Consider the following 19,165-nt stretch of genomic DNA (forward strand, 5'->3'; position numbering starts at 1 on the left):
TCACTCTCTCCTCCTAAGGGTCAGTCAGAGCCTCCGGAAAAGTCGGTACGGTTCAAGTGGTGGATTAGAACAGAGTCTCCCTAAAGGTTAGGGGTGGCCGTAACAAGTATCCTTGTGCGAACATACGATGGCGCGCCGTCGGCGCGCCCCCCTTAACGTTTATCGCTAGTCCGGAGGAGAGCTCTGTGCCGCATTTTGAATTAATCGATATTTCTTGGTCTCAGTGCAGACCGGTTGCCTACAACGAACATGCTGCGCGTTACGAACTTGACGCTAGCGATGATGTGAGGCTGAATGAATGCGGGTTTTACTGCATTTATGGAGCGCATCCGGTCTATGGCCCCAACGTCCTACTCTATATTGGCGAGACAACCTTGAATGATAATAATCAACGTTCTTTCGCGACACGGTTCGGCGAGCACTTCAAGGGGCGTTTCTGGTTTCATCAAAATTTATCGTACTCGACTGGGCTGCCATCGACGCAGCTTTCTGGGCAGGAGATCAGGCTTGTTGAGTCCATCCTCATCGCCGCACACAAACCCGCCCTGAATAGGCACAGTATCGATTCTGCCGCCGAGGGGAGCGAAAAATATCTTGTCCGGAACTGGGACTTCCCAGGGGTTCTGCAGTTCGAATGTTCTGGGGGCTATTGGCGGCAGTGACGCGCGGCGGTTGAGCTACACCTTGAAGAGGCCCCGCCGAGGATCTGCCCCGCCCTTCCGCGTTCGCGAGTGGGCGAGTTTCGGCCATATTGGCATCGACTCGGGTTTGGTCCTAGGTGTTTTCCGTGTGATCCAGTCGTAGTCGGTTTCGGCCTGAACATTTTGCCGTGGACAGAGCGTCGTCGGCACGTTGCAGAAGGCCTTCGAACCCCTCGTCTTCTACGAGTGTGGCGGCCCCGATCGATACGGTCATCCTGTCCTCGGGATGCATTCCCAGCACGTCGAGGGTCGGTATCACCTCGACCACGCGGGTACCGAGGCGCTCTCCACCCACCTGGTCGGTTTCGGGCAGGAGAATCACGAATTCCTCGCCTCCGATTCGACCCATGAGATCGGTGTCGCGCAGCAAATTCAGACAGCCCTGTGTGAATTGACGCAGGGCTTCATCCCCTTGGGCGTGGCCGTACCGGGTGTTGATCGTCTTGAAGTGGTCGATGTCCAGGACGAGCAGCGAAAGCGGGCGGTGGTGCCGGTGAGCCCGTTCGATTTCATGCTCCGCCTGCTCGAAGAGGGCCCGTCGGTTGGCGATGCCGGTCAGGGGGTCGGTGTAGGCCGCCTCGCGCCAGTACTGTTCGAGTTGTTTGCGGGGCGTGATGTTGACCGCGACCCAGAGGACCACCGGCTTCGAATGATCGTAGCTGGGCAGCGGCAGGGCCCGGCCCTCGAACCACTGTTCGGTCTGGTGGTGTTCGGTATCCCGAACGGACGGAGGAAGCAGCGTCACATCGGCAACGCATAGTTGATACTCCAGCGTTTGCATCTCTCCGGTGTGGAGGGCTTGCTGCACGTGGGTCAAGCATGCCTCGGCGACCGCGGGCGGAAGGGCATCCGCGAGCGTATAGCCCTCCAGCGACTTGCCGCTCGCATACATGGCCTCATTGGCCCCGCCGATGACCTTCACGTACCGCCCTTCCGCGTCCAGCACGAAGGAAATGTCGGGGAGGGCTTTCAGCAGCGTGAGGAGTTGATCCCTTTCCGCCTTCAGGGCGGCAATAGTGGAAGCTTGCGTCGCATCTTGAATGTCATCCATGTGGCGCTCCTTGGCCTCTGCAATCCGTGCTACTACGTGTCGGCGGTTTTGGGTCAGGCGAAGCCAGCCCGTCGTGCGCCCGCACCAGGCTTGATGCGATGCTCGGCGACCAGGGCGTTGGCAAGTGCCTGCAAGGTGAGGCCCGCGCTTGGCGTGCCTCGGAGCGATTGGCTTCGCACCACCGTCGCGAAGTCGCCAGGAGTGAGGCTGTCGAGCTGGCGTACGATGGCGTGAGCGGTATCGAGCGCGGCACGATCGTCTGCATCGCTCGGCTGGAGTCGCGAGACAAGTTGGTCGAAGAGTTGCGCGCGTTGCTGGTGATCCAGTGGGCGCAATTCCAGCTTGTGGTCGAAGCGGCGCAGGGCGGCCGGGTCCAGGGCTTCGAGGCAGTTGGTGGCGCAGATGAGGATGCCGTCGAATGCCTCGATCTGGACCAGCAGTTCATTGGTTTGCGTCATCTCCCAGGTCTGGCGGGCCCGGGACCGAGCCGTGAGGAAGCTATCCGCCTCGTCGAGTAACAGAACGGCCCCTTCCTTCCGCGTTTCCCGAAAAGCCTGGGCCAGGTTCTTCTCGGTCACTCCCACGTATGGCGAGATCAGTTCCGAGGCGGTGCGCTTGCGCAGCGGACGGTCCGCGTGTTCGGCAAGATGATGAGCCAGCGCTGTCTTGCCGGTGCCGGGTGGGCCATACGCCAGCAGGGTGCCTTGCCCACCAGCGACCAGGTGCTGGACGACCGCCTCGACCGGCGTGTCGGTATTGAGATATTCGAGGCCGTAGTCCAGTGCATCCAGCCCACGGGGCGTGATCATTGGTGGGCGCCCCCGAAGTTCTGCTTGCTGGTTAAGGTGATTCGCCATAACCAATTCCGGCGCATCCGGGCCATTACGTAGCAGCCGTGCCACCCGGGCGGCGCGGCTGATCTCGGCGGGGGTCAGGGCATCTCTCCCGGCTGTGTAATCGAGCCAGGCCTCGGTCACGTCGAGATCTTCACAGGCGCGCGCCAGGAGTTCGCGTCGGACCGAGCGTGGTGGGTGCCCTACTTCAAGGGCGTAGTCGAAACGGCGCAGGTACGCTGGGTCCAGTTGATCCCAATGGTTGGTGATCCAAATCGCCGGAACGGGATTTTCTTCCAGCATCTGGTTGGTCCAGGCCTTCCCGCGGTTTTTCGAGCGATGGTGGCCGCCAAACTGCGCCGCGTCTGAACTGGCGTCGAACACATCCTCGATTTCGTCGAAGACGATCAAGGCATCCGTGGTACGGCGCAGCAGGTACTGGCAGAGCTGGTAGGCGCGTTGCCGACGGTGCGGTTCCATCGGGCTACCGTTGTCATCTTCGTGGTTCACCTCCCGTGCGTGTAGCTCGGCTTCGTAGGCGACGCGGCGTGCGATCTGCGTCTTCCCCGTGCCTGGGGGTCCATACAACAGGATGTTGACGCCCTGAACGCCATCCCCGGCCGCCTGCAGGAGCAGCGCCTTGACTCGTTCGATATCGGGTTCGAGGTGCGACAGGGCAAGTTGATTCTCCTCGGGAACGGGCGCGTCACGGAAGAACCCCGCGAAGATGCGATCGGGGGAATCCAGCGTTCCGAGCAGTTGGGAGGCGAGGCTGTCCAGCAAATCGAACCCGAGATCGCGCCCGTTGGACGACGACACCCTGACAAGGCCAGAACGGACCAGGGTTTCGCTGTGTGAGAGGGCGTTCTGGATCTCCCCTGTGGTCCGGTTCAGGGCAAGCGCGACGATTTCTGCCGAGGCCAGGTCGCAGGATTCGCGAACATCGGATAACAGGTGTTCAAAGTTGTAGTGGGACGCATAGATGGTGAGAAACTCCAGGATTTCGCATTCGGTGTCGTTCAGGCCCAATGGTTCAGCAAGGATCCGGACGTTCCGCGCGATCGCGCGGTCCTGGAACCGCGATTCATCGGCCTCGAATGTCTGAAGGCGTTCGTGAACGGCGTGCTCCAAGGCTCGATGGTCATCCTCGTCTTCTTCGTCGAGGTTTATGCCGATTTCCTTTAGCTTGCCTCTACTTGCCAAGGAACCCAGATCGTCGCTCGCATCCCGCGGCAGGGCGGTTGCAAGGATTCGCAGGCTCCACAGCGTTCTCATGTTTCGTACGTCGTTCGAGGGGGATGGACGGCTGGATCGCATGCGGTGCCTGCGTAGGCGACGACGAAGGTTCAAGGGCATGGAGCACTCCTGGATCTAGTGAGGCCCCAGCTTCATCCAGGAAGGCGACAGAGTTTGACGCATGACAGATTCGGAAGGACCGTCCTTGTCCCTCTAAAGGGACGGGCCTCGTACTCCTTGGCGAATGCGTGTTGCCCGATCAGTCGCGGATCTCGTAGAGCAGTACGCCTCGAGTATCGCGGACCTGCTTCTGACCCAGGGCGCCTTCGGTGATGTAGCCCTTGCGGTTCCCGTCGGCGTCATAGATGGAGGGCTTCCCGAATCCGGCAGGCACCGTCGCGGCGCACCCTGCCAACAGGCATGCGATTCCGATCACGATCCATCTCATGGCGATCTCCTGATCCGGTGATGATTCGGACAGTCTGGCGCTTTTGTGCGACATGACCTGACGCCCCGATGCGATGTACTGGGAGGAAACGGCACGGCAGGGGTCCGGTTTGCCATGAGGGCGGTGTGGGATAAGGTGGCGGCAAATGCACCGGCATTTAACGGACCGGGCGACAGGAGAGAAGGGATGCCGGAAGGGCAGGGAATGCGCGCCACGCTGCAGCGCCGGATGTTATTGCTGGGGATGATCCCGCGGCAGCCCCGTCGAGTGAGCGCACCGGATCTTGTCGGACGCCTCCAGACACGCGGGCTCTCCACCACGCTGCGTACCATCGAACGGGATCTGGAGGCCCTGTCTGGGTTCCTTCCGCTGGGTCGGGATGAACGGGACCGCCCGTACGGCTGGTACTGGCTGTCCGAGGCGCCGTTGCAGGACGTGCCGGCGATGGATCCGGAAACGGCCCTGACCCTCCAGATCCTGGACGCGCATTCCGCACAACTGCTACCGCCTTCGGCCCGGGCGCGACTCAAGCCGCAGGCTGCCCGCGCCCGGGAAGTCCTGGACTCCACCGGCGAAGCCTCCGGTCTGAGCCTGTGGCCCGAGCGGGTTCGCATCCTTTCCAACGGTCCGCCGCTCACTCCGCCCGAGATGCCGGACGGCGTGTTCCTGGTCCTGCAGCAGGGCCTGCTGGAACGCCGCTGCCTCGATATCACCTACCGTTCCCGTTCGAAGGGGCAGGTTAAAGACCACCGGATCCATCCGCTGGCACTCGTGTTCCGCGAACCGGTTACCTACTTGCTGGCCACGATGGAACCGCATCAGGATGTCGTGCATCTGGCGGCCCACCGTATCGAGGCCGCGGCCCTGACCGATCAGCCCGCCCGCGATCCCGAGGGCGGATTCGACCTCGACCAGATCATCCGCAACGGCGCCTTCGACTATCCCGAGGGTGATGCCATCCCCCTGGAACTCCGGGTAAATGCGGACCTTGCCTACCACCTCCACGAGGCGCGCCTGGCGGAAGACCAGCTCATTGAGCGGGGTCCCGACGGCACCTCGCGTGTGACGGCCACCGTGCGCGACACCGCCCGGCTCAAGTGGTGGCTGCTGGGGCTGGGTGCAGGCGTCGAGGTCGTTGGACCCCCGTCACTGCGCGACGCCATTGCCCAGGAATTGGAATCCGCCCGTTTGGCCTACCGAACGAAGGATCCCGCATGAGGGCCTTCCGCGCCTTGCGCAACAGCTGGGCGTGCTTGTCCGGTCGCAAGCGCCTGGCAACGCGCGAGGACATTCGGGCATGGACCGTGGGCAATCTGTTGCTGGGGCTTCCACGGTGCACCCGCCGTGTTCGGCTTCTGTCGCCCCAGCAGGGGCCGTCAGGCGGCGGCTGTGAATGGATTGTTTCCGCCCGCGACCTGGAGTACTGGCTGGAAGAACGTAACCCACCTGTGGTCGCGGCAAGACCGGACGGGACTCGTCGGGCCTTTCGGTTATGGCTGCAGGCCGCGGACGATCGTGTCGATGCCATCACCGATCTCCCGGACGCGTTCCGGTCCGAACTGCGCGGTCGGTTCACGCAAATGGTTTCGGCGATCGCGGGAGAACTTCGCTGTGTGCAATGCGATGACGTCGTGACGTGCCTGGAAGAGGTGTGTGGCGACAAAACCCAGGACGGGGCCTTCACCGTCTGGGCGACGCAGACCCGATGTGTGCGAGGGCATGACCTGTTCACCGAGGCGCACGCGACCGAGCTTTATTTCGGGGGACGGGCGAGTCGTGACTCGGCCGCTCCATCAAGTCGCAGGCAACAGGCGAGGGCCTAAGCCCAACAGGGGAAGAGATAGTGATCAGCGGAAAACTGGCAGGGCTGATGTTGGGCGGGATGTTGCTGGTCGGGTGCACCACGACGCCTGTCAGCCTGGATCCTGCACAGAGCAGTGACACGGTTGGCGTCGGTTCGGCGAATGTCGAGATGGGTTCCGTTACGGACAGCCGACAACACGGCTCGAACTGGCTGGGGGCCATTCGGGGTGGCTTCGGGAATCCGCTGCAGACGCTCGAGACCGAGGAGCCGGTATCCGAGGTGGTTCGCGGACAGTTCATCACGGGGCTGGAACAGCGCGGCATGCTGGCGCAGGAAGGAGAGGGGGATTTCATCCTGGAGGTCGATATCGAGCAACTGGATTCGAACCAGGTGATGCGGCGTGAGGCGCATTCGAGGCTTGATGTCACCCTGATCGAACAGGGCTCGCGCACGATCGCCTACGAGAATTCGGTTCGCTCAAGCAATGTCGAGGGCGGTGCCGGGGGCGGCGTCTTCGCATCCATCGAGAAGCTGGAAGAGATCCTGACGCGGACCTTGTGGGAGACGATCGACGAGGCCCTGGACGACGAGCACCTGCACCGGGCCATCGCCGAAGGGCCCACGGAAACCCAGCCCTCAAGCGAGTTGGAGGCGGATATCGAAGCACTGCGCCGCCTTCGGGATCGGGGTGTGTTGTCCGAAGACGAATACCGTGAGCGGGTACTCCAGTTGGTGGACTGATGGGGCGGTTGCAAGCCGTACGGGTTCGCACGACCCCTGAACGATTCCCGTTCCTGCGGGAGGCCACCCAACAAGCACTGCTTCCGGCTAGGCAGCTCTATGAAGAGCGCCGTTTGATTCGGCCATGAAAAGGTTCGTGAGCCCATGACTCCAAGCGGACGATTCACGCTCGAAGCAGGGTGTTGGTACGCGCTGGAATTGATGGGTGAGGAGTTCGGCCCGTCACTTCGGGCTTACTCGCCTGTGAAGGTATTCGGAGTGCAGTTATTCAAGGACGGCTCAAGGCGCTTTGACCTGGACTTCTTCCACGCAAATTACCCTGCGGGTGTGCAACACAAGAGGTACACGATCAAGACCATCGAGAGAAACCGCTTCTTTTTGCTCGGAGGGGTGGATAGTCCAAGCGTGTCGAGGTTTGTCCTGCTGTCCCCCATTTCTGCGGACTGGTTGAACGAGCACTTCCAGATCGAGGTGCCGCAGGGCGAGGATGTTGAGCGTTTTCTCGAGCGCCAACAGACATAAGGGGCCGGCGGTTGGACGGAATGCCCGACTATCGTCGATAGAAAATGCTACGTACGGACGACAAGGAGAACTGAACATGGAGAGGTTCTGTACGCAATGCGGCGCGCCGGTAGTCGACGGCGCCAGGTTCTGCGGGAAATGCGGTGCGGTGTTGTCGGTGGCGGAGGCCTCGGGAACGCGCGGGCCGGTTGGCCCTGCAGGGGGTGGGTCAGGAGTGATGCATCACGAAGCCGGTTCGGCGGGCGATGCCGCTACGGATCTACGTTACGCGGGCTTTTGGTATCGATTGTTGGCTTGGGTGATCGACTACGTCCTCGCCTTGATCGTAACGCTGCTCATCGTCCTGCCCATTGGGTTCGTGTACGGGCTCATGATGATGGGGTCCGCGACGGGGCAGGAGATTGAAGCCGGGGCGGAAGGGCTCGGCCAACTCCTTGGCATTGTGATCGCGTGGCTGTACTGGACGGTGTTCGAATCGTCCGGCTGGCAAGCCACCCCCGGTAAGCGGATGCTCGGATTGCGGGTGACGGATCTGGATGGCAGCCGTATCGGCTTCGGCCGGGCCAATGCCCGCTATTGGTCCAAGATCCTTTCGGCACTGATCCTGTTCATCGGCTTTCTGATGGTGGCGTTCACTCGCCGCAAGCAGGGCCTGCATGACCTGATTGCCTCGACGCTGGTGCTTCGACGCTGAACCGGCTGCCAGGCGACAAAAACCGTCGCGACGCTGTCGGATACTGGATCTCCAGTCGCATCAGGAGATTCAGCATGCCAGGTCTCGGTCGCCTTCGGTCCCGCCGTTATCCATCCCAGTCGCGTCCCCTTCGGGGCGAGGCGGCCCTGTGGGCATTGCGGCTCTGGGTGGCGGCCCGCCGCCGCGATCACGGGGATCGGCTCCTGCATGAGCTGCAGCCGGAGACCCTGACGGATCTCGGGGTGGACCTCTCCCCGGAGGGCGATGTGGAGGCCCTGGACGACACGCTCGACCCGGAGCGGATCGACGAGGCGTTGGAGCAGCAGCTCGACTGCGTGAGCCGGCGCCCGGTGCATCCCCAACGTCCGCGGTTTGCGACCAACATTCGCGCGCTGGGCGAACGGCTGGGGCTGACCGATGGCGAGCAGCAGATTCTCCTTTTTCTGGTGTTGCACGAGGCGGATGCCGATCTCTCCAGCATGGTTGCGATCGCGCGCAAGGCCGTGGCCATGAGCACGACCGAGGCGATGGCCATCGCTCTGGATCTTCCGGAACGGGATGTGCGGGCGGCACTGTCCGGGGATGGCGCGTTGATCCGCTCGGGGCTGATTCAGTTCGATACGCGGATCGGCATGGATTCCCCTCAGATGGAGTACGAATTGCTGCGCGGGATCGGTCTGGAACTGGACGCCCCCGAGGCATCCCCGGATGCGATCTTCCGGACGTATTTCCGACCTTCGCCCGCCCCCCAGGAGGGGTTGTTGCCGATGACGCACCTGGAAGCGGAGCAGGCACGCGTCGCGACGCTTCTTCGCCAGGCATCCCGGCAGGGCGCCTGCGGCATCAACATCCTGATCCATGGAGAGCCGGGCACCGGCAAGACACAGTTTGCGCGTGCCGCCGCGGCGGCGGCCGGGCTCACCGCGGTGGAGGTGAACTTCGAGGACGAGGGCGGCGATCCGCTGGAGCCGCGCAGCCGCCAGCGCGCCTACCAGTTGTGCCAGCATGCCCTGGCGCGCGCGCCCGGCCATGCGGTGATGTTCGACGAGATCGAGGATGTCTTCGACGGTCGCCGGGGAGGGATGCGCCTGGGGAGTCGCGGCGAGCGCGCCGGCGGCAAGGCATGGACCAACCAGATGCTGGAGGCGAACCCCGCGCCGGCCATCTGGATCACCAATCATGTCGGCCAAATTGATCGCGCCTACCTGCGCCGATTCGACTACACCCTGGAGCTGCGGCAGCCCCCGCGCTCGGTCCGGCGCACACTCATTGAGCATGCCTGCGAGGATCTGCCGGTCTCCGGAGCATGGATCGACCGCGCCGCGCAGATCGATGGCCTGACCCCGGCCGAGGTACAAAGCGCCTTCCGGGTGGCGCGGCTGCTGCATGCGGATGACCCGACGTTTGGCATTGAGGCATTCCTGGACGAACAACTGGCGCGCCAGGCGCACCTGCAGAAACGGAGCCCGCCCGTGCGCCGACGCGGCTCCGATCTGCTGCGATACGACCTTGACATGCTCAATACGGATCAGCCAATCGAGCCGGTGGTGCAACACCTGGCGGCCGCGGGGGAGGGGAGCCTCCTGCTGCACGGGGTGCCGGGGACCGGCAAGACCGCCCTTGCCAACCATCTGGCGGAGCAGGCTGATCGCCCCTTGATTCAACGGCCGGCTTCGGCCCTGTTGTCACCCTATGTCGGGATGACCGAGAAGAACATCGCCCGGCTCTTCCGTTCGGCCGAGGACGAGGGCGCGGTGGTACTGATCGATGAAGCCGACAGTCTTGTCGGCAGTCGAGAATCGGCCCGAGCACGTTGGGAAGTCAGCCAGACCAACGAGATCCTGGTCCAGATCGAACAGTTCCACGGGGTGGTCATCTGCGCCACCAACTTCCTCGGAGCGATCGATTCCGCCGCCCTTCGCCGTTTCGACTACAAGCTGGAACTGCGGGCACTGGATGCCGAGCAGCGAGACACGATGTTTGGTGAACTCCTCCGCACGCTGGGCCTGGATCCGTCGGAGATGTCTGCCGGGCAACGCCACGTGCTTGCCGGACTCGACAATCTGACCCCGGGGGATTTCGCGACCGTCGCGCGCCGTTACCGGACCTTGCGCGGCTATCAGGCTGTCGATGCCCATACCGCCCTTGAAGCCCTGGTGTCAGAAAGCGCTATGAAGCCCGATGCCGGCAAGCGACGAGCCGGATTCGCGTAGGCCGGGGCTGAGCATGCGGAGAAATCGGGGTCTGGCCGGATGGCTCATCCATAGGTGGGCGAGGCTGTAACTGCAAGGCGAGTTGCGCCGGCCGCGCCCTGTCGGACACCCATCTGCCGATCGATTTGGGTGACGGCCGGCCCCTTTTGGCGTGAAAGCCCCTTTCTTTCAATTCACTTGGGTGCTCGGCTATGCCAGCCCTGAAAAGTGAAACCATGCCCCGAGCCAGAATGCTGAACAGGCCCGCCGGATTCTCTCGGCACATTCGCGCGTTGCAATCATCATGTCGAGCCGGTAACCGGTGTCGAATAATCCCTTTGCTGGCGTATAGCCGGGCCTGGATGACGCTGGTCGTTTCCGGGCGCCGGCCTGTGTGGCCTCACCGCCCCGTAAACAGTCCCGGTGGCTGGCCCATGGCGCGTCCCTGATTGAGGTCGATGATGCCGATAACGCTGCGGACGATCACCCATACCGTCCAGGTCAGCGTGATTAGGCTTGCCGCAGCGGCCATCGCCATCAGGGAGCCCATGTCGGGCGCCTGACCGGCAGCTCCATGCTGGCTGGTGCCCATGAAGGCGGCGCCGAAAGCGCTCATCCATGCCATCCAGATTGCGAGCACTGCCAATAGCACCACGAACGAGGTCCAGAAAATCCGAATCATGTTGTTCCAGTGAGTCCGCAGGATGCTGTCTCCATTCTCACGCTGGACGTACGCGATGATCACGGCAGCAATTGCGGTCAAGCCACCGGTGAATGGGGCGGCGATGTACAGGACGTAGCCGACAAAGCCAATCGTGTGGTCCCTGACCGGTGGTTCGTTCGTTGCGTTCGGGTTTCGGACGTCTTGTTCGTTGTGCATTTTTCTCTCGGTGTTAGAAGCCAAGCACCGGAATACCGTGCTGGCCGAAGCGCTCGTTCCTTGCGGCTACGGGCTGGAGTGGTTTGTGGATTGGCGGCGGCTTTGTGTTGCGGTTATGCCCAGCCGTAGATGGCCATGGCTTTCTTTCTCGCACCGGTGGGTTTTTCGTCGAAGAGGTTCCGAGCCTTCCAAAGCTTTTCGATCGCGGCGAGGATATCCGTGCGTTCCTCTGCCGACTCGATGGCTTCCCAGGCAGTGGCCAGGGTTTTCCCCCGGACGACCTGTTCTGGATCCCGGATGCGGTGTTCCTCCATCAGTTCGGGGATGCGGCGGTCCAGCCACGGATGGCCAAAGGCGACCGCGGACGCGCCGCCCTGGCTACCAGGGCCAGCGCCAGCGGCGGACAACTCGACATAGCTGGGCAGGGCCTGCCCGTTCTTTTTTCCCTGCTGGAAGCGCATGAGCTCCATGTATTGCAACTTGGCACCGGTACGGCGGGCGTAGTCGGTGGCCGCCGCGGGGTTGGCCATCGCGCGCAGAGTCTGCAACCGGGCGCTGTGGGCCCACCCCGGAGCGGCAGCCTCCATGTGCTGCTCGAAGGCCCCGATAAGGTCTCGTATGGCATCCGAATCGAGCGTTGCGTGGGAGGCGGACGGGTCGTTAGGCCGCAGGTGGCTGTGGTCTGACTCAATCCGGAAGTGGATCTGACCGAAGCCGAACGGTTTACCCATGCCCACGCTGTGGCGAAGACCGGTTTCGCCACCCCAGGTCAGGACCCACAGGAGCGCACCCAGCTCCACCGGCCGCAGGTTATGGAGCTGCAGACGCCCGTGGAAGGCAGTGCCGGGTGGCAGTGGGTGCAGGCGGACCTGGATGTTCTTGTTCTTCCGGATCTCGGGGGCAGGCGCCTGGACCGCCACATCCTCCGGCGGGCGCGCAGGATAGCGTTTGTGTCCACGGATCCGGGGTTTGGGGGTTTCGCGAGTGGCCGAATAGGAGGCGTAGGCGCTGTTCTCCCTCGACCCTTGCTGCTTCAGTTTTCCTTTGGCATCGGCGGTGGGTTGTTCCACGTAGGCCGGGTAGAACGACGGCTTGGGCGCGCTGAGCACGGTGTTGTTGCAGGCCTGTGGCTGGGGCGAGCCCTGGGCTACTGCGGGCTCGCAGGAGACGCGACCGCGCAGGGCGTCCTCGGGCCGTTCTCCCACTGCGCCGAACAGCAGATCGGCAAGGTCGTATCCGCTCTGCTGACCGGGAAGCTCCCGGTGCTTCCGGCTGCTGTGATCGATCATATCGCCGACGCTGAAGTCATAGGCGAGGCGGTACATGAGCGCCAGACCGAACGAGCGCAGCACGCCATTTTTTTCCAGATAGAACACAGGGATGCGCTTTTCGCCCTGCCAGTACTGCCAGTCACTCTTGTCCTGATCGGTCTTCCTCTTCCCCTTGTCGTGGATGTGCAGAAAATCGCGCCAGACCGAATCGGGAACCTCGAACGTCCGGTCTTCTTGTTCGTTGAAGAATACGAACTCCATGTGCTTGCACCCGGGCTTACCAGGGTCGCGCTTGTTGGGCTGGCCGGTGAATACCAGGGTGCCGGGCGTGTCGCCTGATGCCAGGTCCGCCTTGCGGTAGACCAGTTTTTTTCCTTGGCTGTGGTCGTGCGGCTGTTCGGGCGCAGGATCGAAATGCACATCCAGGCCCTTGCCGGACTCTTTCCACCGCCGGTACTTCTCGGCTGCGGCGGGTTTGTGCGGGAAGCTTTTCCACTCGGGGTCGTTGCTGTAGCGGGCGAGGTCATCATGCTCTACGCGCGCGTATTCGCAGGGCGTGATCTTGCGCCCGCCGCTTTGTGGATCGAGCGTCAGCCAGCCGGCTCGGGGCCGGGGTTTGAAGCCCGTATGGCGGTTACCCGTGGTCATGCGATCGCCGTAGAACTCGCGGGCACCCGTCAGGTCGCGCACGCCCAGGCGTCGGTCGTCGACCATGCGCATGCGTCCCAGGCCGGCGATCTCGAGTACCGCACGCAGCATGCCCTTGAGGGTGGACCCCGGGATCGCGTACGGACCGTCGGCCGCCAGGCGGAACGGCCAGACCTCGCCCACGGCTTCGTTCTTGTCGTGGTTGCGCTTCTCGCCACCGATCAGGATGGGGCTGTCGGAAATCAGAGTGTAGGCGATCTCGCCCGATAGGCCGTCACGGAAAGGGCGGTCCTGGGTCACCAGGGGGCCCCACTCGGGGAGATGGACGGTATTGCCCAGCGGGACAAAGTGATAGGGGGTATCGATGGTCTCAGACATGTGGCGCCCCCTGCACGATACCGCGGAATCGGGCCACGGCCTGTTCAAGGCGCCCGCTCTCGGGCCGGTACTGCCAGTAGCGCTGATAGCGCAGGTAGGTGTCGGGCACGCCGCTGGCAAGCAGCCGGACCTCGTCCATCGGCTGTTCGCCCGCTACGGGGGCCAGCCGGGTGAGGATCCAGCGGCCGTCCCCGGTCTGCGCCAGGCTCCAGGAGATGTCGTCGGCGTCCACACCCTCGGCGGCCAGCAGGTTGCCCCAGGCCGGGGCGGGTGTGGGCATCCCGTTGTCGAACAGGGCTTGGTGGGACTGGAACAGCAGCCAGCCCTGTACTGGAGCGCATGCACTCCAGCGCTCCAGTACTTGTTCCGCATCCCGCAGGGTTTCGGAACTCAGTTCCACGCCACCGGCCTCCATGGCCGGCAGTGGCTTGTCCTGCATGTCGGCCAGCCGCCGATAGGCATCCAGAACGCTCATGCGGCGCTCCCCCTTGCCGCGATTGATTGCTGCTCCAGCCATTCGCCCAGAGGCCCCTCCAGGCGACCCGTGAAAAAGCCGTTGCCGGTGGTGGTACGCGAGCCGAGCGCGAGCTGGCCCGTGCCGAGGTCGCGCAGGGTATCGTTCAGGGCGCGCAGCACCGCGCTGTCCTTGTCCTGCGTGCGTCGTCTGAGCGCCCGGCAGTCCAGGGTGACCGGGATGCGCACCGCTCCGCCGTGGATGGCCTCCTCGTCGTACAGCACACGGTCGCGCACACCGCCCGTGAAGCGGTCGATGGCGATGTGCATCAGTCGTGCCAGTCGTTCGCTTTCCAGCGGGGCCCAGGCGTCGTCGAGGTACAGGCAGCCGGCATGGCCGGCCGCTCCGTCGTCACTGTTGCCCTTGACCTCACCGAGCAGCGCGCGGACCTCGGGGGCGGGGCCTCCCTCCTCGTCGCCTGCCGCTGTCTCGCCGGCCCAGCGCTGCGCGTGGCGATCGGCATGAAAGCTCATACGGTGGGCGAGGGCGCCCTTCAGGGAACTGGCGGCGAACAGCAGTGCGTTCTGCCCGGGCTGCCCCCGGCCTCCTGACCACTCGATGCGGGGTTCGGTGACCGGGAGCAGATCGGCGGGCTTTTCGGCGGTATCGTCGCGGGGCAGGCCCTGGCCCAGGCGCCAGTAACCACGCGCGGTCAGCACCAGTGTGCCTTCCAGGCATTCGGAATCCGGGCTTTCAAGGCGGTCCGGGCTGCAGGGTTCAAGCCCGTCGACCTCCGCCAGGCCTTGGCTCAGTTGCGTAAACCGGCGGGCGGATTGCGGCTCGTCCAGCAGGAAGGTCCCGATGTGTACCCGTACCGGCCGCATCCGCCCCAGACCGGAACGGGTGGAGCCGCCGAGGCGGAACAGCGGATGGTTCAGCAGGCCCAGCAGGCGCTCCCAGTCGGCCTCGGTACCGCCCCGCAAGCGCAGTTCGAGCGCGAACCGGTGCCCCGCCGGTAGGATCGAGCGGTCGAATTTTCCGGTGCCGGCGGCGGCCCCGCGCTCGGACAGCCGAACCCGATGTCGCCAGGCCGGGTCGTCCTGCAGGCGGGCCGCGGCCGCCAGAACCGGATCCTGTCGCAGGCGGGCGGCCTGTTCGCCCAGTAGCAGGCCTTCGGCCGGATGCCCCTGGCTGTCGACGAGCGCGCCCCAGGAGGTCTCGACCCGCGAGGGCCGGCCCTTGTCGCCGCGCTGTACGCCAAACATCTCTTCGGTGGCGCTGACGCTGTCATCTGCCAGGGTGGTCCAGAGATGGCGCAGGACCCCGGCCACCGAGGTACCCGGAATGGCTGGCAGGCCGTTCGCATCGGTGACCAACCGGGTGTCGAAGGCCCCATCCGGCGTGCCCGTGGTGATCGACAGCGGGGTCTGCGCCTCCAGGACCACGCGCGCGATGCGCCAGACGGGATCACGCCGACTCATGCCGGGCCTCCTTGCGGTTGCTGTGGCCACTGGTGCGGGCCAGATCCATCAGTTCGCGAGCCAGGCCCGCCACGAAACGCTCCCTGTCACGTTCGTCCAGGCCGCTGGCTTTGATCTGTTCCCCGAGCCACTGGCTGAAGGTTGCGGTAGAGCCGTCCGACCACGGGGCGGTGTCCTTCCAGTTCTCCATGGATGCGCGCGCCGCGCCGCGGTCGGAGTCGAACAGGCGCTCCGAGAGGTTCCGGGCCCGGCTGCCGCGTGCCTGTTCGCGAACATGGCCCCACTGGCTGGCGGAGGGGCCGAAGGCGTCGTCGGGCCGCAGGCCCTGCATCCGTCGGCCGCGTTCCAGCAGCCCGGCGTAGGCATCCGCCGCCTTGCGCACGGCCTGATGGATGCGGAGTTCGCGGTCCTCGTCACGCGCCTCCAGCCATGCGACCAGGGGGTGCTCCGGTCGCGGCGGGCATGGCCGATCGACGGCGGGTCCCGGTGTCCCGAACACTGGCTGTGGCTGGCGCAGGAGTTCCGGGTTCACCTTCACACGGCCAAGTCCAGCCTCGCGGAAGAGTCCCGCTCCCTGTTCCAGCGTGGCCAGTGATTCGGCCGTTGGCGGGACATCCAGGGCCAGGGTGATCACACTGCCGGCGCACAACACCTCGCGTTCGCGGTCATGGCCGCGCCGAAAGGCGTTCCACGGGGCATAGCGACGATGGCGAAGAAAGCTGCGTTCGTACGCGACCCGGCCGGACCCCAGCCCCAGATATTCGGGGCGCGGGTCCAGGGTCGGGAACCCGTGGGTATCCTGCAGTGCCAGATCCGAGAGTAGCCAAAGGATCACTTCGTTGCCGGTCGCCGGGCCGGGAGCCGGTGGCTCGGTTTCGACCGCGCGGATGTGCACCCGGCCGTATTCGGCGGAGCGGGACCGGCCCAGCAGTTGTTCGCCCTCCAGCGCCTGTGCCACTTCCTCGAAGAGCGCATCCTCGAGGTCATCGTCCGCTTCCAGTGTGGCCATGAACGTCTGTCCGCGGGTCAGCGCGTCGTAGCCGAACAGTTGGGCCTCGGCTGCCCGGCCGGTGTCCGGGTCGATTGCGGTCTTCAGGCGCAGCTCGTGTTGAGGCTCGATCAGGCGGCCGTCGCGGGTTACGAAGCCGTTGCGCATCTGTTGGGGCTGCTTGCCGCCCGGTAATTCCCGTACCTGCAGGAAATTGTGGATACGGGCAGGATTTAGCCGCTGGTCGTCGCCCACCGGTCGGTCTTCCTTGGCGTGGTGCCAGGCCACAGGGACCGGGAGCGCGGTCTCGCGGCCCACCCGCGGCAGGCCATCGCCGAAGCGCAGCGCTCCGGAGTGGAAGGCCCGGAATGCCATGGCCGGTTCGAATCGCGCATACAGGCGCGCTGCGGCCGCGCCCAGCAGGGCCTGCCCGGGGACGCGGTCCAGACTGGCATGCGCGCCGGCGGTGGCGGAGCTGGCGCTGAACACGCAGTCCTCCAGCAGGGTGATCTCAAGCCCGAGGATCTTCATGCCGCTACCTCCAGGGCAAGCTCGGCCCGGCCCAGGCCGCGATGACGCCCGGCCCCCACGGCCCGGATCAGGGGCAGCACCTCGGCCAGGCGTGCGTCCCAGCCCTCCTGTGGGGCACGGCCGGGCACGGGCTGAACCTGGGCCTCGAGTTGCAGGGGTACGACCACCTCGATGCCGCGCAGTGAGTGATCGAGCGCGGTGCCGGTATCGTGGTCGATCGCGGTGGCGAACCGGGAATGGAACAGCCCCGGGATCAGGCCCCGGCCGATCTCATGGCCGGACAGGTAGGCGGCGATGTCTTGTGGCAGGCGCGCGTCGCTCACCCGCAGGCAGCCGGGCTGTGGTGGCTGCCCGCCGGCATCTTCCGTGCGGGTGCCGAACAGCCGCTGTGCCAGCCCTTCGTGGCCCGCCCATCCCCAGGTCTCGGCGCATTCGAGGGCATCGCGCAGCAGGCCCTTGATGTGCCGGCCTGGCAGTACCGGCAGCCCGTCGGCATCGCGATGAGCGGTTGCATCCACTACCGCACCACCGCCGCGACCGCTGCCGGGGTGCCACCAGGAACGGATATCGATCGTCAGGCGAGCGGCGTTCATGCGGCATCCTCCTGCGGGAGGGCGGGGCAGGCAGTATTGCCTGCACTCATCAGGGCCATGGCGTCGCCCAGCGGGCTGCGGCGGACGGATGGTCCGTCCCCGAGCGTCTGCGCCCAGGGCAGTTGCCCGGGCTCGTAGCCAGCCAGAAGATTCCGCATCCGATCGTCGAAGCGGTCCAGCAGCTGGCGGCGCGAGGCATCATCCCCGAGGAGCTGGCGCCAGCGGCGGTAGCGCTGATGGGCCTGAGCGGGGTCCAGTCCGATCAAGCCCAGCAGCTGGCGCGTCGGGCCGCGGGCCAGCCGTTCGTCCTGCAGCAGTGCCTGCAGTGCCAGCAGGTCGTCGAGTGCGGGCAGGCCGTGGCCAGACCGCAGGCCGTAGGCCTCCAGCGTATGGATCCAGGTTTCTTCGCCCACCTTGTGACTCAGCTCGTGGCGGATGGTGTTTTCGTGGTCATCGAGCAGGGCGCTGGTCACGTGATGAAAGGCGATCGACGCCGGTGGCGGTGTTTCGCTCGCACTGCGGGCGCGCCGTTTGGCCGTAAGGGTCAGCGATTCGACCAGGTCAGCCGCCATGTAGAACGGCTGGCTGGCCTTCATGAACACCACCCCGGCGCCGGCGGTGAGGTGATCCGGCAGATCCCGGACATCGAGCGCGTGCAGCCGTTGCATGGTCAGCCGACTGGTCCGTTCGAACGCGCACTGAAAGCTGCGCGCAAAGGCGAGGGCAAGATCGGCGCGCACCAGGACGGTCACGTCATCACCTCCCACCACGATCGGGCGGGCTGGTAGCCGTGCGGTACCTTCGGCATCCCGCGCCGGGATCAGGACCTCCGCCACGGCGGCCTGCACCGCCCGGGTGGTGGCCTCGCCGATGCCGTCCGAAAGGGCGCGGAATACCTCGATGAAGCGTTCGGGCTGTGACGCCACCGTCGCATGGGCCCGCATCAGCAATTGCCCCAGGCCGTTACCGTCCGCGTGGACCAGGGCGATGGTGCGGTCCTCGTCCCGGAACGGAAAGCCTTGCTCGGTCCCGGCCTCGAGATCCAGGGGCCAGTCGCGCCAGGAGAGCCCGGACCCGTCCGGCGTCACGCGGTCCATCAGACGCGAGCGATCAGGGGTGGCATGCTGCTGGCGTGCCAAAGCTCCGGCATCGAACGGCTCGCCCCGGTCCCGTGTCACTGCCGCCTGTCCGGTGCGCGGGCTGCGCGCGGTCGGTGGCGGTACCGCGGGGCGCTGGGGCAGTGCGCGGCCATTGTCGGCGCGCAGGCCGGCACGGGCATCCGCGAAGGCATCCAGTGGGGTATTCCCGTGGCCTAGGGACGAGTCGAATGCCAGGCCGGGGGCACGTTGCTGCACCAACAGGCTCCAAAGCGCAAGGAAATCGCGCAGGTGCTCGCCGTCACGGGCGAAGGCATACAGCGACCCGCCGGCCCGGCGGGAGAAGTGAATGGTGTCGTTCTCGGACAGGTCCAGCGCCCGCAGGGCGTCGTCCAGCAGGGGGCCGGTCAGGCTTTCCAGCAGTTCCGAGCCCCCTACGATATCCCGCAAGCGCCCGGAGGCGAATAGCCAGGCCTGGATCGATTTGGCCTCGAACAGGCCCGCGTGCCATGCCATGTTTTCCCCCTGTCCCTGTTCGTGTGTCCCGGTGGGAGCTCGAGCCACCGGGTAAAGGCGACGGGGCCAGTTCCCGGAAACGTGTGCCGACCGCAGTCTCCCCGGG

17 protein-coding genes and 1 pseudogene are annotated in these 19,165 nt (G+C 65.0%); 8 read left to right on the top strand and 10 right to left on the bottom strand.

What is annotated here, in order from left to right; all coding sequences use genetic code 11:
• The first annotated feature begins 185 nt into the window (after positions 1-185).
• Entirely contained in the window at positions 186-662 is a 477-nt protein-coding gene (locus G333_RS15045) for a hypothetical protein (RefSeq protein WP_155986106.1), read from the top strand.
• 112 nt (positions 663-774) lie between these two features.
• Here G333_RS15045 and G333_RS0105050 read toward each other — a convergent pair whose 3' ends face one another.
• The 3 genes from G333_RS0105050 to G333_RS0105060 all read right to left on the bottom strand — a co-directional run bounded on the left by G333_RS0105050 (position 775) and on the right by G333_RS0105060 (position 4,269).
• Positions 775-1,752 carry a sensor domain-containing diguanylate cyclase gene (locus G333_RS0105050; RefSeq protein ID WP_019627849.1) on the bottom strand — a complete coding sequence of 326 codons (978 nt, stop codon included), beginning with the start codon at positions 1,750-1,752 and terminating at the stop codon, positions 775-777.
• A 53-nt stretch (positions 1,753-1,805) separates the two neighbouring features.
• Positions 1,806-3,614 (bottom strand): ATP-binding protein, encoded by a 1,809-nt coding sequence (locus G333_RS0105055; RefSeq protein WP_038038016.1) that lies wholly within the window; start codon positions 3,612-3,614, stop codon positions 1,806-1,808.
• A gap of 466 nt (positions 3,615-4,080) precedes the next feature.
• The gene (locus G333_RS0105060) at positions 4,081-4,269 is read right to left on the bottom strand and encodes a hypothetical protein (RefSeq protein ID WP_012982523.1); all 189 of its coding nucleotides are present in this window, start codon (positions 4,267-4,269) and stop codon (positions 4,081-4,083) included.
• Positions 4,270-4,455: 186 nt separating this feature from the next.
• Here G333_RS0105060 and G333_RS0105065 point away from each other — a divergent pair, with 186 nt between their 5' ends.
• The 7 genes and pseudogenes from G333_RS0105065 to G333_RS0105090 all read left to right on the top strand — a co-directional run bounded on the left by G333_RS0105065 (position 4,456) and on the right by G333_RS0105090 (position 10,243).
• Positions 4,456-5,487 (top strand): YafY family protein, encoded by a 1,032-nt coding sequence (locus tag G333_RS0105065; RefSeq protein WP_019627851.1) that lies wholly within the window; start codon positions 4,456-4,458, stop codon positions 5,485-5,487.
• Positions 5,484-6,092, top strand: coding sequence for a hypothetical protein (locus G333_RS0105070; protein WP_019627852.1), 609 nt, complete (start codon positions 5,484-5,486; stop codon positions 6,090-6,092). Before G333_RS0105065 ends, G333_RS0105070 begins: the two co-directional genes overlap by 4 nt.
• 20 nt (positions 6,093-6,112) lie before the next feature.
• Positions 6,113-6,814, top strand: coding sequence for a YajG family lipoprotein (locus G333_RS0105075; RefSeq protein ID WP_019627853.1), 702 nt, complete (start codon positions 6,113-6,115; stop codon positions 6,812-6,814).
• A gap of 144 nt (positions 6,815-6,958) precedes the next feature.
• Complete coding sequence (locus G333_RS0105080; RefSeq protein ID WP_196800518.1) at positions 6,959-7,336, top strand: hypothetical protein; 378 nt, start codon at positions 6,959-6,961, stop codon at positions 7,334-7,336.
• A gap of 76 nt (positions 7,337-7,412) precedes the next feature.
• Positions 7,413-7,484, top strand: a pseudogene (locus G333_RS15250) (zinc-ribbon domain-containing protein); the annotation flags it as partial.
• Between the two features lie 69 nt (positions 7,485-7,553).
• The gene (locus tag G333_RS0105085) at positions 7,554-8,030 is read left to right on the top strand and encodes an RDD family protein (protein WP_018158268.1); all 477 of its coding nucleotides are present in this window, start codon (positions 7,554-7,556) and stop codon (positions 8,028-8,030) included.
• 74 nt (positions 8,031-8,104) lie between these two features.
• Positions 8,105-10,243: an AAA family ATPase gene (locus tag G333_RS0105090; RefSeq protein WP_026340893.1), complete on the top strand. Its 2,139-nt coding sequence runs from the start codon at positions 8,105-8,107 to the stop codon at positions 10,241-10,243.
• A gap of 379 nt (positions 10,244-10,622) precedes the next feature.
• Here G333_RS0105090 and G333_RS0105095 read toward each other — a convergent pair whose 3' ends face one another.
• The 7 genes from G333_RS0105095 to G333_RS0105125 all read right to left on the bottom strand — a co-directional run bounded on the left by G333_RS0105095 (position 10,623) and on the right by G333_RS0105125 (position 19,059).
• Positions 10,623-11,102: a hypothetical protein gene (locus tag G333_RS0105095; RefSeq protein ID WP_019627856.1), complete on the bottom strand. Its 480-nt coding sequence runs from the start codon at positions 11,100-11,102 to the stop codon at positions 10,623-10,625.
• A gap of 113 nt (positions 11,103-11,215) precedes the next feature.
• On the bottom strand, positions 11,216-13,399 hold the full coding sequence (locus tag G333_RS0105100) for a TIGR03986 family CRISPR-associated RAMP protein (protein ID WP_019627857.1): 2,184 nt from the start codon (positions 13,397-13,399) through the stop codon (positions 11,216-11,218).
• Positions 13,392-13,874 (bottom strand): hypothetical protein, encoded by a 483-nt coding sequence (locus G333_RS0105105; RefSeq protein ID WP_019627858.1) that lies wholly within the window; start codon positions 13,872-13,874, stop codon positions 13,392-13,394. Before G333_RS0105105 ends, G333_RS0105100 begins: the two co-directional genes overlap by 8 nt.
• Positions 13,871-15,334, bottom strand: a complete 1,464-nt coding sequence (locus G333_RS0105110) for an RAMP superfamily CRISPR-associated protein (RefSeq protein ID WP_019627859.1) — start codon at positions 15,332-15,334, stop codon at positions 13,871-13,873. Before G333_RS0105110 ends, G333_RS0105105 begins: the two co-directional genes overlap by 4 nt.
• On the bottom strand, positions 15,321-16,853 hold the full coding sequence (locus tag G333_RS14430) for a hypothetical protein (RefSeq protein ID WP_019627860.1): 1,533 nt from the start codon (positions 16,851-16,853) through the stop codon (positions 15,321-15,323). The genes G333_RS0105110 and G333_RS14430 overlap by 14 nt, the downstream gene beginning before the upstream one ends.
• The gene (locus G333_RS0105120) at positions 16,850-17,446 is read right to left on the bottom strand and encodes an RAMP superfamily CRISPR-associated protein (protein WP_019627861.1); all 597 of its coding nucleotides are present in this window, start codon (positions 17,444-17,446) and stop codon (positions 16,850-16,852) included. Before G333_RS0105120 ends, G333_RS14430 begins: the two co-directional genes overlap by 4 nt.
• Entirely contained in the window at positions 17,443-19,059 is a 1,617-nt protein-coding gene (locus G333_RS0105125) for a hypothetical protein (protein ID WP_019627862.1), read from the bottom strand. The genes G333_RS0105120 and G333_RS0105125 overlap by 4 nt, the downstream gene beginning before the upstream one ends.
• Positions 19,060-19,165: the final 106 nt, after the last annotated feature.

The sequence above is a fragment of the Thioalkalivibrio sp. AKL10 genome, assembly GCF_000381845.1.
Classification (GTDB): domain Bacteria; phylum Pseudomonadota; class Gammaproteobacteria; order Ectothiorhodospirales; family Ectothiorhodospiraceae; genus Thioalkalivibrio; species Thioalkalivibrio versutus.